The 17,801-nt window shown below is 59.3% G+C and carries 12 protein-coding genes and 1 pseudogene; 1 reads left to right on the top strand and 12 read right to left on the bottom strand.

The annotated features are described in order from the left end of the window. Window positions 1-157 precede the first annotated feature (157 nt). From lpdA to AC097P_RS15310, 3 genes are all read right to left on the bottom strand, one after another. Entirely contained in the window at window positions 158-1,585 is a 1,428-nt protein-coding gene (gene lpdA, locus AC097P_RS15320) for a dihydrolipoyl dehydrogenase (RefSeq protein ID WP_479611295.1), read from the bottom strand. Window positions 1,586-1,743: 158 nt separating this feature from the next. After that, complete coding sequence (gene odhB, locus AC097P_RS15315) at window positions 1,744-3,003, bottom strand: 2-oxoglutarate dehydrogenase complex dihydrolipoyllysine-residue succinyltransferase (protein WP_479611294.1); 1,260 nt, start codon at window positions 3,001-3,003, stop codon at window positions 1,744-1,746. A gap of 45 nt (window positions 3,004-3,048) precedes the next feature. Beyond that, window positions 3,049-5,940, bottom strand: a complete 2,892-nt coding sequence (locus tag AC097P_RS15310) for a 2-oxoglutarate dehydrogenase E1 component (RefSeq protein WP_479611293.1) — start codon at window positions 5,938-5,940, stop codon at window positions 3,049-3,051. Between the two features lie 218 nt (window positions 5,941-6,158). Between AC097P_RS15310 and AC097P_RS15305 the strand changes: the two genes are divergently transcribed. After that, complete coding sequence (locus AC097P_RS15305; RefSeq protein WP_479611292.1) at window positions 6,159-6,620, top strand: YybH family protein; 462 nt, start codon at window positions 6,159-6,161, stop codon at window positions 6,618-6,620. Between the two features lie 111 nt (window positions 6,621-6,731). Here the strand turns inward: AC097P_RS15305 and AC097P_RS15300 are convergent, their stop codons facing one another. The 9 genes and pseudogenes from AC097P_RS15300 to AC097P_RS15260 all read right to left on the bottom strand — a co-directional run bounded on the left by AC097P_RS15300 (window position 6,732) and on the right by AC097P_RS15260 (window position 17,748). Further along, window positions 6,732-7,463, bottom strand: coding sequence for a YceI family protein (locus AC097P_RS15300; RefSeq protein WP_479611291.1), 732 nt, complete (start codon window positions 7,461-7,463; stop codon window positions 6,732-6,734). A gap of 176 nt (window positions 7,464-7,639) precedes the next feature. Further along, window positions 7,640-8,815 (bottom strand): acetyl-CoA C-acyltransferase, encoded by a 1,176-nt coding sequence (locus AC097P_RS15295; protein ID WP_479611290.1) that lies wholly within the window; start codon window positions 8,813-8,815, stop codon window positions 7,640-7,642. A 33-nt stretch (window positions 8,816-8,848) separates the two neighbouring features. After that, on the bottom strand, window positions 8,849-10,342 hold the full coding sequence (locus tag AC097P_RS15290) for a M20 family peptidase (RefSeq protein WP_479611289.1): 1,494 nt from the start codon (window positions 10,340-10,342) through the stop codon (window positions 8,849-8,851). 9 nt (window positions 10,343-10,351) lie between these two features. Beyond that, entirely contained in the window at window positions 10,352-12,451 is a 2,100-nt protein-coding gene (locus tag AC097P_RS15285) for a 3-hydroxyacyl-CoA dehydrogenase NAD-binding domain-containing protein (RefSeq protein WP_479611288.1), read from the bottom strand. Between the two features lie 148 nt (window positions 12,452-12,599). Next, window positions 12,600-13,295, bottom strand: coding sequence for an ABC transporter ATP-binding protein (locus AC097P_RS15280; RefSeq protein ID WP_479611287.1), 696 nt, complete (start codon window positions 13,293-13,295; stop codon window positions 12,600-12,602). A 2-nt stretch (window positions 13,296-13,297) separates the two neighbouring features. After that, window positions 13,298-14,083, bottom strand: a complete 786-nt coding sequence (locus tag AC097P_RS15275) for an ABC transporter ATP-binding protein (RefSeq protein ID WP_479611286.1) — start codon at window positions 14,081-14,083, stop codon at window positions 13,298-13,300. Further along, on the bottom strand, window positions 14,080-15,369 hold the full coding sequence (locus AC097P_RS15270) for a branched-chain amino acid ABC transporter permease (RefSeq protein WP_479611285.1): 1,290 nt from the start codon (window positions 15,367-15,369) through the stop codon (window positions 14,080-14,082). Before AC097P_RS15270 ends, AC097P_RS15275 begins: the two co-directional genes overlap by 4 nt. 171 nt (window positions 15,370-15,540) lie before the next feature. Then, window positions 15,541-16,408 (bottom strand): annotated as a pseudogene (locus AC097P_RS15265) (branched-chain amino acid ABC transporter permease); the annotation flags it as partial. A gap of 107 nt (window positions 16,409-16,515) precedes the next feature. Next, on the bottom strand, window positions 16,516-17,748 hold the full coding sequence (locus AC097P_RS15260; RefSeq protein WP_479611284.1) for a branched-chain amino acid ABC transporter substrate-binding protein: 1,233 nt from the start codon (window positions 17,746-17,748) through the stop codon (window positions 16,516-16,518). Between the last annotated feature and the right edge of the window lie 53 nt (window positions 17,749-17,801).

The raw sequence follows: 17,801 nt of genomic DNA, 5'->3' as shown, positions 1-17,801 counted from the left end.
CTTTTGAGTGCTATCAATCTAGTAGCTGCTTACGCCCGTCCCACGGGGGCTAGCGGCTGATTCTCTTCACTACCGGGGCTACCCCAAGGTGAAACACTCCCAGGGGTAGCGACCCGCGAAGCGGTGCAGCGTGGGGTCGTCTCCATTCAATTGACGATCAAAAGTTCAGGGTTCGCTTGTCCACCGCCAAGGCGGCTTCCTTGGTGGCCTCGCTCAGGCTCGGGTGGGCGTGGCAAATACGGGCGATGTCTTCCGCGCTGGCCTTGAACTCCATCGCCACAACGGCTTCAGAGATCAGCTCACTGGCCTGGGGGCCGACGATGTGTACGCCGAGGATCTCGTCTGTGGTGGCATCGGCCAGCACCTTGACGAAACCGGTCGTGTCGCCCAGCGCACGGGCCCGGCCATTGGCCAGGAAGGGGAATGAACCCGCCTTGTAAGCACGGCCGCCGGCCTTGAGCTGCTGCTCGGTCTGGCCGACCCACGCAATCTCAGGGCTGGTGTAGATGACCCAGGGCACGGTGTTGAAATTGACATGCCCGTGCTGGCCGGCAATGCGCTCGGCTACGGCAACGCCCTCTTCTTCCGCCTTGTGCGCCAGCATCGGGCCGCGCACCACATCGCCAATCGCCCACACATTGGGCAGGTTGGTCTTGCAGTCATCGTCGATCACAATGGCGCCGCGTTCATCCAGCTTCAGTCCCACAACCTCGCTGTTCAGGCCAATCGTGTTCGGCACGCGGCCGATGGAAATAATGAGCTTGTCCACTTCCAGCGTCTGCGGTTCGCCCTTGGCATTGATGTAGGCAATGGACAGGCCCTTCTTGTTGGACTTGATTTCGCCAACCTTGACACCCAGTTCGATCTTCAAGCCTTGCTTGGTGAACGCCTTGAACGCTTCCTTGGCGACTTGCTCGTCCACCGCGCCCAGGAAGGTTGGCAGGCCTTCCAAAATCGTCACCTCGGAGCCCAGGCGGCGCCACACCGAACCCATTTCCAGGCCGATGACACCAGAGCCGATCAGGCCCAGCTTCTTGGGCACGGCGCCCACACGCAGCGCGCCGTCGTTGGACAAAATACGCTCTTCGTCGAAATGCGCACCCGGCAGCGCACGGGCGTTGGAGCCGGTGGCCACGATGATGTGCTTGCCCAGCAGCGACTCTTCGGTTGCTCCGGCGACATGGACGACATAACCGTCGGCACCCGCGCTGACGAACGAGCCACGGCCGTGGAAGAAGGCGACCTTGTTCTTCTTAAACAGGTACTGCACGCCGTCGTTGTTCTGCTTGACGATGGCATCCTTGCGGGCCAGCATCTTGGCCACGTCGATGCTGACATTAGAGGCCGAAATGCCATGGTCCGCAAAGTGGTGGTTGGCGTGGTCAAAGTGTTCGGACGACTGGAGTAACGCCTTGGACGGGATGCAGCCCACGTTGGTGCAAGTGCCGCCCAATGCCGGGCCACCCTTGTCGTTTTTCCACTCGTCGATACAGGCCACGTTGAAGCCCAGTTGGGCTGCGCGGATGGCTGCAATGTAGCCACCGGGGCCGCCGCCGATGACGATTACATCAAATTGTTTACTCATACTTTTCTCACTTCATTCAAAACCCTGACCGGAGCGCGTGCCCTCATTCATGGCAAGCGCAGCGAAGTCCCTTCCAGGAACACCGCAGATCCGGCTTTGCCGGGCTGCTGGTGTTGCCCCCCTGCAAGGGGGAGGCGGCAAAGCCGCACGGGGGTGTACTAAATATCAAACAGCAGGCGTGCCGGATCTTCCAGCGCATCCTTCATCGCCACCAGGCCCAACACGGCTTCGCGGCCGTCGATGATGCGGTGGTCGTAGGACATGGCGAAGTAGTTCATGGGGCGCACCACGACCACACCGTTTTCCACCATGGCACGGTCCTTGGTGGCATGCACGCCCAGGATGGCGCTTTGCGGCGGGTTGATGATGGGGGTGGACATCATGGAACCAAACGTTCCGCCGTTGGAGATGGAGAAGGTACCGCCAGTCATGTCTTCAATGCCCAGCTTGCCGTCCTTGGCTTTCTGGCCGAATTCGGCAATCTTCTTCTCGATGTCGGCAAAGCTCATCTGGTCTGCATTGCGCAGGATAGGCACCACCAGACCGCGGGGTGAACCCACGGCGATGCCGATGTCGAAGTAGCCGTGGTAGACGATATCGTTTCCGTCCACTGAAGCGTTCAGCACGGGGAATTTCTTCAGCGCATGCACTGCGGCCTTGACGAAGAAACTCATGAAGCCCAGCTTGACGCCGTGTTCCTTCTCAAACTTCTCCTGCATGCGCTTGCGCATGTCCATGACCGGGGCCATGTTGATTTCGTTGAAGGTCGTTAGGATCGCATTGGTGGATTGCGATTGCAGCAGGCGCTCGGCCACGCGGGCGCGCAGGCGACTCATGGGCACGCGCTGCTCGGGGCGGTCACCAAAATCGGCTGATGGAACGGATACCTGAGGCAACAATGCCGCCTTAGCCCCCGTTGGAATTGGCGATGCAGCTACTACTTTAGGAGCAGATGAGGCGCCAGCGGCGACCGCACCCAATACATCACCCTTGGTAACGCGGCCATCCTTGCCGGTACCTGAGACGGCGCTAACCGACAGGTTGTTGTCGGCCAACAATTTGGCGGCGGCGGGCATGGCCACACCGGCCTTGGACGTGTTTGCAGCAGCCGCGGCGGGCGCTGCAGCAACGGCCGCCGCCGGTGCAGCAGCAGGCGCGGCGACCGCGCCCACTGCGCCTTCGGTGTCGATGCGGGCGATCAGTTGCTGGGCGGCGACGGTCGCGCCGTCAGCAGCGACCAGTTCCACGATCACGCCAGCGCTCGGCGCGGGGACTTCAAGCACAACCTTATCGGTTTCGACTTCGATCAGGATCTCGTCGACGAGGACCAGATCACCCACTTTTTTCTTCCACTGCAACAGCGTGGCTTCTTCTACCGACTCGGACAGCTGAGGGACTTTTACTTCAACGATTGCCATATTGTTCTTTCCGTAATGTGTTGATTGCGTATGGGTACTGCTGGGTTATTTGGTCAAAATAAAGCCCTTGAGCTTGCCAAACGCGCCCTCTACCAATGCCTTTTGCTGCTGCTGGTGCAGGTCTGAGTAGCCCACTGCCGGCGAGGCAGAAGCCGCACGGCCGGAGTAACCCAGGCGCTGGCCATCGGCCATGTTTTCGTGGATGTTGTGCTGGATGAAGAACCAGGCGCCCTGGTTCTGCGGTTCGTCCTGGCACCACACGATGTCGGTCGCATTGGGGTACTTCTTCAGTTCCGTCGCAAATGCCTTGTGCGGGAAGGGGTACAGCTGCTCGACGCGGATGATGGCCACATCGTCCAGGCCCTTTTCTTCGCGCTTCTTGACCAAGTCGTAATACACCTTGCCGGAGCAGGCCAGCACGCGCTTGACCTTATCGCCCTTGAGCTCCTTGTTCTCTGGGATCACCGTCTGGAAGAAGCCTTTGGTGAACTCGGACAGCGGCGACGCGGCATCCTTGGCCCGCAGCAGCGACTTGGGCGTCATGATGACCAGCGGCTTGCGCAGGTTGCGCACCATCTGGCGGCGCAACAGGTGGAAGATCTGGCTGGCCGTGGTGGGTTGCACCACCTGCATATTGGTGTCCGCACTCAACTGCATGAAACGCTCCAGGCGTGCCGAGCTGTGCTCAGGGCCTTGGCCTTCATAGCCGTGTGGCAGCATCAGCGTGATGCCGTTGACGCGGCCCCACTTCACTTCGCCGGAGGCGATGAACTGGTCGATCACCACCTGGGCGCCATTGGCGAAGTCGCCAAACTGGGCTTCCCAGATCACGCAGGTATTGGGATCGTTGGAGGCGTAGCCGTATTCAAACGCCAGCACCGCCTCTTCGGACAGGATGGAGTCGATGACCACAAACGGTGCCTGGTTGGGTGTGATGTTTTCCAGCGGCGTGTAGGTACCAACGTCGAACTTTTCACGGTTCTGGTCGTGTATCACCGAGTGGCGGTGGGTGAAGGTGCCGCGGCCGCAGTCTTCGCCGGACAGGCGCACGGCATAGCCGCTGGCCACCAGGGACGCAAAGGCCATGCTCTCGCCCATGCCCCAGTCGACAGGGATCTCGCCGCGGCCCATGGCGGCGCGGTCGTCATACACCTTCTTCACCAGAGAGTGCGGTGTGATGTTGGCCGGGATGGAGGTCAACCGTTCGGCCAGGCGCTTCCACTCGGTCAGGGGGATGGCGGTATCACCGGCATCGGTCCACTTCTTGCCGACGAAGGGAGCCCAGTCCACGGCGTACTTGCTCTTGAAGTTGGTCAGCACTGGGTTGAAGGTGTTCTTGCCGGCATCCAAGGCAGCGCGCATGGCCTTGACCATGTCTTCGCCCAGCGTCTCGCCAAAGCCCTGCAGGGCCAGCTTGTCGGCATACAGCTTGCGCGTGCCGGGGTGCTGGGCAATCTTCTTGTACATCAGCGGCTGGGTCAGCGCGGGGGTGTCTTGCTCGTTGTGGCCCAGTTTGCGGAAGCAGATGATGTCGACCACGACGTCCTTCTGGAAGGCCATGCGGTACTCAAGCGCCAGCTGGGTGCACAGCACCACGGCTTCGGGGTCATCACCGTTGACGTGCAGCACCGGCGCTTCGATCATCTTGACGACGTCGGAGCAATACAGCGTAGAGCGGCTGTCGCGCGGGTCGCTGGTGGTGAAGCCGATCTGGTTGTTGATGACGATATGGACCGTGCCGCCGGTGGTGTAGCCACGGGTTTCGGCCAACGCCAAAGTTTCCATGACCACGCCCTGGCCTGCAAAAGCGGCGTCCCCGTGCACCAGTACCGGCAGCACTTGCAGACCCTTGGGGTCGCCGCGGCGGTCCATGCGGGCACGCACCGAGCCTTCGACCACGGGGTTGACGATTTCCAGATGTGAGGGGTTGAACGCCAGCGTCAAATGCACCGGACCGCCGGGGGTGGTCACATCGGAGCTGAAGCCCTGGTGGTATTTCACGTCCCCGCTGGGCAGATCTTCGGGGGCGGTATGGTCAAACTCGGCAAACAGGTCGGCGGGCACTTTGCCCAGCGAGTTGACCAGCACGTTCAAACGACCGCGGTGGGCCATGCCGATCACAATTTCCTGCAAACCTATGGTTCCACCGGTCTGGATCAGCTCGTCCATGGAGGCGATAAAGCTTTCGCCGCCTTCCAGCGAGAAACGCTTCTGGCCCACGTATTTGGTGTGCAGGAATCGCTCCAGCCCTTCGGCCGCGGTCAGGCGGTCCAGGATGTGCAGTTTCTTCTCTTTGCTGAGGTGGGGCTTGCTGCGAATGGTTTCCAGCTTTTCCTGCCACCAGCGTTTCTGGTTCTGGTCCGTGGTGTACATGTACTCGGCGCCGATGGTGCCGCAGTAGGTTTCACGCAGGGCATTCATCAGATCACGCAGACTCATGGAGTCGCGGCCGAAGAAGGTGTTGCTGGTGTTGAAAACCGTTTCCTGATCCGCGTCGCTGAAACCATAAAACGACAGCTCCAGCTCAGGGATGTTGGCACGCTCGGTGCGCTTGAGCGGGTCCAAGTCGGCCCAACGGGCGCCCACGTTTCGGTAAGCGGCGATCAGTTGCTGGACGGCGGTGCGTTTGCGCCCCATCTCAGAGTCGGCGCCGGTGGCCATGACCACCTTGGTACCGCCCTGCTTGGCGCGCTCGGCAAAAGCGTTGACAACGGGCAGATGGGGTACGTCGCGTGCGTTGGTGCCGTCCACTGCGGGAACGTGCTGCAGGGCGTCAAAATAATCGCGCCACGTGTCGGGCACGCTGCCGGGGTTGGCGAGGTAGTTTTCGTACATCTCTTCGACGTATGGCGCATTGCCACCGAAGAGGTACGTATTGCTTGCGTAAGCGCTGTAGACAGACTCTGGACTCGTCTTCTGCGACGTTGATTCACTCATATTCCGCTGACCTCCGTTTCCCTGCAGGAAACATTAGCTGGTTAAAGCTGTTTTGATTAACCTTCCGCGGCACGGCTGAACCGTTTGGCGGATGCGACTGTGGCGGGGGAAGGGCCTAGTTACGCTGCGGATTGTGCCACCGTTTTCGAAATGGGCCAAAGCACTGGATCGGCCTGTCGGGAACTCGCTACACTGTTTTGACCTGATTGGAGACCCTGATGAAGACCAGCGCCGCCCTGCTTTTGTGTCTGTGGATCACCGGTTGTGCAACGACAAGCACACCCCCTGCAACGGGCGCAGCCAGCGCCCGCGAACAGGTAATGGCGACCGAGCGAGCGTTTGCCAAGACCATGGCCGATCGCGACCACAAAGCCTTCGCCAGCTTTATCGCCACCGACACCGTATTCTTCTCTGGCCCCACGCCGTTGCATGGCAAACAGGCGGTTGTGGATTTTTGGGCCAAGTTGTATGTTGAGCCCAAGGCCCCTTTCTCGTGGGAGCCCAAAGAGGTGGAGGTGCTGGACGCTGGCGACCTGGCCATCAGTTCGGGGCCCGTGGCAGATCCGGACGGGAAGGTGTTTGCCAGTTTCACGTCCATCTGGCGCCGTGAAGGCCCTAACACCTGGCGCATCATCTTTGACAAGGGCAACCCAGTGTGCAACTGCCCTGCCGCCAAGTAGTTAGTAGCCTTTTCGGCCTGCAGCCCTCGTGGGGCGAGCGTAAGCCGCTACTAAACTTATAGCGATTTATGGAACCAGGCTTCTGGTGCCTGCAGCGCTACCTCGAAGCGCTTACGGCGCGTCGCCCGAAAGCGTGAATTCAACTACGACTTCGTCCTGTACGGCGAGTAGGCCGCCGAAAACCGAGAAAGGCTTGATGCCAAAGTCCGATTGTTTGAGCACCAACGCGCCCTGCACCGTCAGCTTTTCGGGCAGGCCCGTCACGGTCAGCGGCAGCCACAGCTCGCGCGCCTGGCCGTGCAACTCCAGCGCAATCTTTGCCGCGAACTTGGGCACCTCCCCGACAATCTGCAGCGACCGGATGCGCAGCGCAGGAAAGCGTGCTGCCTGCAGGTTGTTGTCGCCCAGCATGTTGTTGCGCGTGCTGGCGCGGTCTTCGTCGGAGATCGCGGAGGCAAATGCGGGCCCCAGCGCAACGCGGTGCTGCGGATCGTCCAGCGCCATCTGGTCCAAACGGAACACCAAGTCAAAGCGTGAAGCCGCAGGGCCCTCGGGCGACAGGCTAAAGAAGCCCTGAAACTCTGGCGCCGACAGCACATGGTTGTGGCCAAACTTGGCAGCCTTGCCCGCACGGAAAGCGTACATGCGCAGGCTGGATGTTTTCGGGTTCAGCGTGAACACGCGACCGCCAGCAGCCCGTAAATCAGCATAGGTTTGCACCAAGTCGGGCGCAGGCCTGGCGGCGATAGCGTCCGCGGGCGTACCCGGTTTGGTGGGCGATACCGGAGCGTCTGCGCAGGCCGACAAGGCGGCGCACACCAATACCGATTGCAGAACTTTCATTGCAGCCTTCAAGAAGTAGGATCGCTGGGTGTGCGAACTTGGCCATCAAAGTCCGCGCTTCGTCTGCACGCAGGTGCCAGGTGGGAGATACCCGGGGAGTGTATCCATGCGCCCAAAAAAAACGCCCCTGGTGCTTCACACCAGAGGCAACTTCGCTGGGCGTGAACCGCGCAGGGTTACAGCACTTCAAAAACCCCAGCGGCACCCATGCCACCACCAATACACATGGTCACGCAGACACGCTTGGCGCCACGGCGCTTGCCTTCGATCAGCGCATGACCAGTCAGGCGTTGGCCGGATACGCCGTAAGGGTGGCCCACAGCAATGGCGCCGCCATTCACGTTGAGCTTGTCAGCGGGAATGCTCAGCTTGTCGCGGCAGTAGATGACCTGCACGGCAAAGGCTTCGTTCAGTTCCCACAGGTCAATGTCGCTGACCGACAGGCCCAGGCGCTTCAGCACCTTGGGGATAGCGAAGACGGGGCCAATGCCCATTTCGTCTGGCTCACAGCCCGCCACGGCAAAGCCCAGGAAGCGGCCCAGGGGCTTCAGACCCTTTTGCTCGGCAATCTTCTCGTGCATGACGACCACGGCACCGCCGCCATCGGAGAACTGGCTGGCGTTGCCTGCAGTGATCAAACCACCGGGAACGGCAGAGCGCAGGCCCTTGATGCCGTCATAGGTGGTGCCGGCACGGATGCCTTCGTCGTCACTGACGGTGACTTGCTTGGTCATCAGGCCCATGACCTTGTCGGCCACACCCATGGTGACGGTGATCGGGGCGATCTCGGCCTTGAACAGACCAGCCTCCAGCGCGGCGGTAGCGCGTTGCTGGCTGGCTGCACCGTATTCGTCCATGACCTCGCGGCCGATGTTGTAGCGCTTGGCCACGTTCTCGGCGGTCTGCAGCATGTTCCAGTAGATCTCTGGCTTGTTCTTCACCAACCAGGGGTCGGTCATCATGTGGGTGTTCATCTCCTGCTGCACGCAGGAGATCGCTTCCACACCACCGGCCACATAGATGTCGCCCTCATCGGCGATGATGCGCTGCGCGGCGGTTGCAATGGTCTGCAGCCCGGACGAGCAAAAACGGTTGATGGTCATGCCCGACACGGTGACGGGGCAGCCGGCGCGCAGTGCGGCCTGGCGTGCGATGTTGGCGCCGGTTGCGCCTTCGGGTGTGGCGCAGCCCATGATGACGTCGTCCACCTCACCGGCTTCAATGCCGGCGCGTTGGATGGCATGCTCGACGGCGTGGCCAGCCAGCGTGGCGCCGTGTGTCATGTTGAAAGCGCCCTTCCAGCTCTTGGCCAAGGGGGTGCGTGCGGTGGATACGATTACTGCGGAAGTCATATTGGATTCCTCTTCTTCAAAAAAAATGGGGGTTCAGGGCTGCGCGGACCGGGCGGCCTCGCTCAGCAGTCGGTGGTAGAAACGGATCGCGTCGGCGTAATGCTTGGTGTTTAGGCGTTCGTTCGTGCCGTGGAAGCGCTTCAGATCTTCTGCGTTGGCACGGATCGGCGAGAATTTGAAAATGTGGTCGCTGATGGCGCTGTAGTGGACGGAATCGGTCGCCGCTACCATCAGGCCGGGCGCCACCAAGGCATCCGGAAATACTTCACGCACAGTCTTGTTCAGCAGCTTGTACTGGGCCGAATCGGTAGGGGCTACCTTAGAGGCATCCACAGCGCCGGGCAATGCAAACAACTCAAACTTGTCTGCCCCGACTGCCTGCGTGACCTGGCTGCGCACGTGCTCCAAAACTTGTTCTTTGGTATCACCGGGCAGGATACGGAAGTTGACCGTGGCCTCGGCACGACCGGGCACCACGTTTTCCTTGTTGCCCGCGTTGACAATGGTCAGTGCGGTAGTGGTGCGCAACATGGCGTTGGTGCTGGCTGCACCTTCCAGCTGTTTTTGCACCACCGTGCCAAACAACCAAAGGTTGGATAAAGCGACGCGGGAAAAGCCACCCATCTCGGGTGCCATGGTGTCAAACATTTCCCCGGCTACGCCGCGGATGCCACCGGGCAGTTGCTCATCGTCCAGGCGCTTCAGCGCGGCACTCATCATGCCAATGGCGCTGGTGCCTTTTTTCGGTGGCATCGACGAGTGGCCTGGTGTCGCCGACATCTTCAGCACGACCGACATGTAGCCTTTTTCTGCCACACCAATCAATGCAGTGGGTTTGGCGATGCCCGGCATCACGCCTTCCAGCACGAGCAAGCCTTCGTCAATGACGAAGCCCACATGCACCTTGCGCTCAGCCAGCACCGCGGCAATCTTCGCCGCGCCGCGGGCACCGGTGACCTCTTCATCGGCACCGAACGCAAAGTAGACCGTGCGCTCGGGTTTGTAGCCGGCAGTTAGCAGCATCTCTACTGCTTCCAGCTGCGACATCAGGTTGCCCTTGTCGTCCCACGAGCCGCGGCCCCATACGAAGCCATCCTTCACCTCGCCTGAGAACGGCGGTACCTGCCAATCTCCTTCGGTACCGGACGCGACCGGCACCACGTCCTGGTGGGCCAGGAACAAAATCGGTTCGGCCTTGGGGTTGCTGCCTTCCCAGGTGTAGAGCAGGCTCAGATCCGCGACCACTTCACGTTTGAGCGTAGCGTGGACTTTGGGAAATTTGGTTTGCAGTAACGCATGGAATTGCGTGAACTGGTCGGCATTCAGGCTGGCATCCTCTCGGGAAGAAATGGTGCGCAAACGCACCGCTTCGCCCAGGCGCGCAGAAGCACCCACCTCGTCGACGGCGATCGCAGCCAATGGCGCAACCTCCATCTGGCGCGAGCCTTTGCGCAGTGTGTTGATGGTCAACGCAGCTGCCAACAGCAGCACGATGGCCAGCACGCCCAAGAGAATCCTTTTGATCACGAGGCTGACTTAGTTGAAGGACTTTCCTTCTGCTGCCAGCTTGGCCAGCAAGGGCGCTGGCTTCCAGAATTTGGCATCGTCCAGCGGGTTCTGCGCAAAACGGTTCATGGCTTGCACCACGTTGAACAAGCCCACCTGGTCGGCGTAGTTCATGGGTCCACCGCGGTGTGCAGGGAAGCCATAGCCAAAGATGTAGACGATGTCGATATCGCTGGCCTTGTTGGCAATGCCCTCTTCCAGGATGTGGGCGGCCTCATTCACCAGGCTGAACACTAGGCGTTGCACGATTTCTTCGTCCGAAATCTTGCGCGGTGTGATGCCCAGCGCCTTGCGGTGCTCTTCAATCATGGTGACCACTTCAGCGTTGGGGATGGCATCGCGCTTGCCTTCGACATAGTCGTACCAGCCCTTGCCTACCTTCTGGCCAAAGCGGCCTTTTTCGCACAGCAAGTCTGCGGTCTTGCTGTACTTCATGTCAGGCTTCTCGGAGTAGCGGCGCTTGCGGATGGCCCAACCAATGTCGTTGCCGGCCAGATCTCCCATGCGGAATGGCCCCATGGCCATACCAAATTTTTCCATGGCCTTGTCGACCTGGGCTGGCGTGCAGCCTTCGTCCAGCAAGAAACCACCTTGGCGGCCGTATTGCTCGATCATGCGGTTGCCGATGAAACCATCGCAGACGCCGGATACCACGGCGGTTTTCTTGATTTTCTTGGCGACCGACATCACGGTGGCCATCACGTCTTTGGCAGTCTCTTTGCCGCGCACCACTTCCAGCAGCTTCATCACGTTGGCAGGGCTGAAGAAATGCAGGCCGACCACATCTTGTGGACGCTTCGTGAAGGATGCGATCTTGTCCACGTCCAATGTGGATGTGTTGGACGCCAAAATGGCGCCGGGCTTCATGACGCGGTCCAGTTCCTTGAACACGGCTTCCTTGACGCCAATCTCTTCGAACACCGCCTCAATCACCATATCGGTGCCGTTCAGGTCGTCGTAGCTCAGCGTAGTAGTCAGCAGGCTCATACGCTGGTCGTACTTGTCTGTTTTTAGCTTGCCCTTCTTGACTTGGGCTTCGTAGTTCTTGCGGATGGTGGCTACGCCACGGTCCAGCGCTTCCTGCTTCATCTCCAGCATCTTGACGGGAATGCCGGCGTTCAAGAAGTTCATGGCAATGCCGCCGCCCATGGTGCCGGCACCGATAACCGCTATGGAGTTGATAGCACGTTGTGCAGTATCTGCGGGGACATCGGGGATTTTTGATGCAGCACGCTCGGCCAGGAACAGGTGGCGCAGGGATTTGCTTTCGGCCGTCCACATCAGATTGACAAAGATATCGCGCTCGATCGCCATGCCTTCGTCAAACTTCTTCTTGGTGGCAGCTTCGACAGCATCCACGCACTTGGCAGGCGCCGGGAAGTTTTTAGACATCCCTTTGACCATGTTGCGGGCAAATTGGAAGTAGGCATCGCCCTGCGGGTGCTTGCACTTCATGTCACGGACCAGCGGCAGTGGACGTACATCGGCCACAGAACGGGCAAAAGCCAGCGCTTCTTCAGCCAAGCTCTCGGGAGATGCGGCCATCTTGTCGAACAGTTTTTGGCCGGGCAGCATAGCCAGCATTTCTGCCTTGATGGGCTCTCCGCTGACGATCATGTTTAACGCTGGCTCAACGCCCAGCACGCGGGGCAGGCGCTGTGTGCCACCAGCGCCGGGTAACAGACCCAGTTTGACTTCGGGCAGCGCAACGCTGGTGCCGGGTGCCGCGATGCGGTAGTGGCAACCCAAAGCCAGCTCCAAACCACCACCCATGACCACGGTGTGGATAGCGCCGATAACGGGCTTGGCAGAACTCTCCAGCACACCAATCACACTGTTCAGGTTGGGCTCCTGCATGGCGGTGGGCTTGCCAAATTCCTTGATATCGGCACCACCCGAGAAGGCCTTGCCAGCGCCGGTGATGATGATGGACTTGACCGCCGCATCGGCGTTAGCCTTGGCCATGCCGTCAGCAATTCCCTGGCGGGTGGACAGACCCAAGCCGTTTACGGGGGGGTTGTCGAGCGTAATGATGGCGACGTCACCATGGACTTGGTATTGGGCGGTCATGCTTGCATTCCTCAAGGTAGAAAGTGGAACATTCAAAATAGAACGATCGTTCGTTTTAAATTGTAGGGGGTTTTGCGGTCGCTGGAAGCGGTCTTGTCACGGTTGGGACAAATGGGGGGGGGCCGCACACGGTGGGCGACTGTTGGGGTCATACTTCCAACCACTCCTTGCGGATTTCGGTGTTGTTGCGCAGTTGCTCGGGCGTGCCTTCAAAAACAATGCTGCCATGGCCCATGACGAAGCAGCGGTCTGAAATCTGCATCGCAATGGTCAGCTTTTGCTCGATCAGCAGCACAGAGACGCCGCGTTTGCGCAGCTCTTTCAAATATTCCGCTACCAATTCCACGATCTTGGGCGCCAGGCCTTCGGTGGGCTCGTCGATGATGATGAGGTCAGGGTCGCCCATCAGCGTGCGGCACAGCGTCAGCATCTGCTGCTCGCCACCGGACAGTACACCCGCCTCGGTATGCTCACGCTCCTTCAAGCGTGGGAACATCTTGTACATGTCGTCAAACGACCAGCGCGGGTTCTTTTGGCCCCGCTTCTGGCCCAGCAACAGGTTTTGGTGGACGGTTAGCTTGGGGAAGATGTCGCGGCTCTCGGGCACATAGCCCAAACCCAGGTGGGCGATTTCAAAGGTCTTTTTGCCCAAGGCTTCTTTGCCCTTCCACAGGACTGATCCCTGGCAATCGACCAGGCCCATGATGGCCTTGGCCGTCGTGGAGCGGCCCGAGCCGTTGCGCCCCAGCAAGGCCACGATCTCGCCAGCGTTGACCTCCATGTCCACGCCGTGCAGAACATGGCTCTTGCCATAGTAGGCATGCAAATTTGAAACTTTTAACACGATCAGTGTCCTCCCGCTTGCGCGTCAGCAACCGCAGAGCCCAGATACGCTTCCTGCACCTGCGGATTGGCCCGCACCGCGTCGGGGGTGTCAAAAGCGATAACCTCGCCGTACACCACCACCGCAATTTTGTCGGCCAGTCCGAACACCACGCCCATGTCATGCTCAACGGTCAGCAGGGTTTTGCCTTCCGTCACTTGCTTGATCAGCGCAATGAAACGGGTCGTTTCGCTACGGCTCATGCCGGCCGTGGGTTCGTCCAGCAGGATCACATTGGCTCCGCCACCGATGGTGATGCCAATCTCCAGTGCCCGCTGTTCGGCGTAGGTCAGGTTCATCGCCAGCACGTCGTGCTTCTTGTCCAGTTGAATCATCTTCAGCAGCTCGTTGGCCCGCGCATTGGCGTCATGCAGGCTGGCCAGGAAGCGAAAGAAGCTGTATTTGTAGCCCATGCTCCACAGCACGCTGCAGCGCAGGTTCTCAAACACACTCAATTTGGGAAAGATATTCGTGATCTGGAAGCTGCGGGAGAGGCCCAGGCGGTTGATCTCATAGGGCTTCAGGCCGTTGATTACCGTGCCGTTGAGCAGTACATCGCCACTGGTGGCGCCAAAGCGGCCGCTGATCAAGTTGAACAGTGTGGATTTGCCTGCGCCGTTCGGCCCAATGACAGCTACACGCTCCCCGTGGCGCACAGCGAGGTTGACACCGCGAATGATCTCGGTCTTGCCAAAGCTCTTGCGCAAGTCCTTCAGTTCCAGCGCGAAAGAATCCGGTGCTGCGGTCATTGCGCGTCCTCCTTGTTTACTTGTTTCTCTATGAAGGCCTGTATACCTTCCCACTTCTGTGCAAACCGGCGACGCGCCATTTCAAACAATACCAAACCAATAGCCAAAACCACCGCCGCGCCCAGCCAGGACTCCAGGCCGGTGGTATTGAGCAGCAACCCCATGAATGCAATGTCTGGGCCCTGTGAAGAGCTAAGCTGCAGGTGGTAGGTCATCTCAATCATGGCGGCCGCTCCGGTCAATGCAACCAGGCCGGTAACAGCCAGCGCAAGATAGTTCAGCGCCAGCCCGCGCAGTTTGCCAAACATGGCCACGCGCAGATTCATCATGATCAGACTGGCAATGCCTCCCGGGGCATACATCACCATGAACAAAAAGATCAGGCCCAGGTAGAGCAGCCACGCCTTGGTGAACTCACTGAACAGCACAAACGCGAGCACCATCAATACCGCGCCAATGATGGGGCCGAAGAAGAAGGTCGCGCCGCCCAGGAATGTGAACAGCAAATAAGCACCCGACCGCGCAGCGTGGACCACCTCAGCCGTCACGATCTCGAAGTTCAGGGCGCCCAAGCCACCGGAAATACCGGCAAAGAAGCCCGCAATGATGAAAGCCGTGTAACGTATGCGCTGCGTGTTGTAACCCACAAACTCGACACGTTCGGGGTTGTCCCGCACCGCATTGAGCATGCGGCCCAGGGGTGTGCGCGTGAATGCAAACATGGCCACAACCGACAGAAAGGTGTAGACCGCAATCAGGTAATACACCTGAATGGCAGGCCCGTAAGTGATACCCATAAAAGGACTGCCCATGACACGGTTGCCCGAGACGCCACCCTCACCGCCGAAGAATTCAGGGACCATCAGCGACATGGCAAATACCAGTTCGCCCAGGCCCAGAGTAATCATGGCGAAAGTAGTACCCGATTTGCGCGTGGTGACATAACCAAACAGTGCGGCAAAGCCCATGCCCGCGATTCCGCCTACCAGAGGCACGGCAGACACGGGGATGGGTAAAGAACCGCCCGACACGGCGTTGAGCGCGTGGATGGCTACAAAAGCACCCAGACCGGTGTACACGGCATGGCCAAAGCTCAGCATACCGCCCTGCCCCAACAGCATGTTGTAGGAAAGGCAGGCAATGATGGCAATGCCCATCTGCGACAGCACGGTCAGGCCGAGACCCCCGGTGAACAGCAAGGGCGCCACCGCCAGCACCAGTGCAAACAGGCCCCAGACCAGCCATCGGCCTGTGTTGAAAGGTTTGGATTGTGTGTGGTTGCTCATTTGTTTATCCCTCCCGTGTACCCAAGAGGCCTTTGGGCCGGAAGATCAGGATCAGGACCAGAAACAGATACGGCAGGATAGGGGCCACCTGTGACAGGGTCAGTTTGACAAAGGTGTTGTCGCGAGCGGCGTCCCCAAGGTTCAAGCCTATTTGCTGCGCCATGGATCCAACCGAGAAGTCAAATGCAATGGCAAAGGTTTGTATGACGCCTATCAGCACGGATGCCAGGAAAGCGCCAGACAAAGAGCCCATGCCACCGACCACCACGACAACGAATATGACAGAGCCCACCGTAGCGGCCATGGCCGGTTCGGTCAGGAAAGTGCTGCCACCTATGACGCCGGCCAAGCCCGCCAGCGCGGCACCCGCACCGAACACCAGCATGAAGATGCGTGGCACGTTGTGGCCCAGGGCTTCCACGGCGTCGGGATGGGTTAATGCCGACTGGATGACCAAGCCAATGCGCGTGCGCGTCAACAACAGCCATACACCCAACAACATCACCAGCGCCACCAGCATCATGAAGCCCCGGGTCGCCGGGAATGGCGAACACACCACCCGAACCGCGGCGTCGGCAGCGCTGCACATCTCGGCGGGCGCAGCACCCCATAGCAGGCTCAGCCCATTGACGGAATGGTTGATCAGCGTGAAAGCCGGACCCTGCAGGGCAGCGGGCGGCTGAAACTCGAGCGCAATGCGACCCCAGATCAGCTGAACCAGTTCCAGGATGACGTAAGACAGGCCGAATGTAATCATCAACTCAGGCACGTGGCCGAACTTGTGCACCTTGCGCAAGCACAGGCGCTCGAACAAGGCACCCAAGGCACCCACAATCAGCGGGGCTATCACCAGTGCCGGCCAGAAGCCGACAAAGCGTGACACCGTATAGCCAACATAGGCCCCCAGCATGTAGAAGCTGGCGTGCGCAAAATTCAAGACACCCATCATGCTGAAGATCAACGTAAGCCCGGAGCTCAACATGAACAGCAGCAGACCGTAGCTCAGCCCGTTGAGCATCGAGATGATGAAAAACTCCATAATCGACAAGCCTTTATCGTCGTTGAATGAAAAAGAGCCCGATGCGGCAAACCCGCTCGGGCTCCTGATGTCTTAGCGCCCCAAGGGCTTGCCCCCAAGGCCGAGATTTATGGGCGTTTCATCGCACAGCTGGTAGGTGTGCTGGACACATAGTTCGCGAACTCCTTGACGGGAGCCAAAGTCATGCCGGTATTCTCAGGGCTGTACGGATACTTCTTGTCCGCCTTTTGCCAGACCGACATGTACAGCGGCTGCTGCAACTGGTGGTCTGCCTTGCGCATTTCCACTTCACCGTTGAAGCTGGCCACTTTCAGGCCTTCCATAGCTGCCGCAACTTTGAGGGGGTCCGTCGACTTGGCCTTGGCCATCGCAGCGCCCAGGGTTTGGTAGATTCGTATGACGGACCCCGTGTAGAAGTCGTCGTTGTACTTGTCGTGAAACTCTTTCAACCACTTGTCCATTTGCCCGCCCATGTTGTAGTGGTTGTAGGCGATCTGGTACACGCGGCCAGCGCCATTGGTACCCAGAGCAGTCGGTGTGCCGGTTACACCGGCATAGTAGGTGAAGAATTTTCCGGTGTAGCCGTTCTCATTGGCCGCCTTGATCAACAAGGACAGGTCAGAGCCCCAGTTGCCGGTGATCACGGTATCGGCACCTGATGCCTTGATCTTGGCGATGTAGGGGGCAAAGTCACGCACTTGCGCCAAAGGGTGCAGGTCTTCACCAACGATCTGGATATCAGGGCGCTTGCGGGCCAGGTTCTCTTTGGCAAACTTGGCAACCTGCACGCCGTGTGAGTAATTTTGGCCCAGGATGTATACCTTTTGTATGTCCTTCTGGTCCTTCATGAAGGTGGTCATCGCTTCAATCTTCATCGACGTGTCGGCATCAAAGCGGAAGTGCCAGTAGCTGCATTTGCTATTGGTCAAATCTGGGTCTACCGCAGAGTCGTTCAGGTATAGCACCTCTTTGCCAGGGTTACGTTCGTTGTACTTGCTGACCGCGTCAGACAGTGCCAGCGCCACGGATGAGCCGTTACCCTGGATGATGTAGCGCGCACCCTGATCAATAGCGGCCTTGAGCGCATTCAAGCTCTCAGTGGGGCTCAGCTTGTTGTCAATGGTGGTGAATTCAAACTTGACACCGGCGGGGTTGCCAGCGCCACTGAATTTTTCCGCAAAGAACTTGTAGCTCTTGTCCTGATTGACACCGACTGGGCCGAGTAGGCCTGTCAATGGATCAATTCTGACCAATTTAACCGTCTCGCCGCTTTGCGCAAAAGCGCCTTGGGCACAGACAAGCGCGACCGAAGCAGCGACGAATTTCAGACCAAACTTCATAAGTGTCTCCTTGGAAAAATACTGAGCTGAGCGTACAAGAATTACTGCACTGC

The organism is Rhodoferax sp. ZS1R8 (assembly GCF_056521325.1).
The sequence above is the reverse complement of the archived record's forward strand: the minus strand, read 5'-3'. Positions and strand labels throughout refer to the sequence as shown.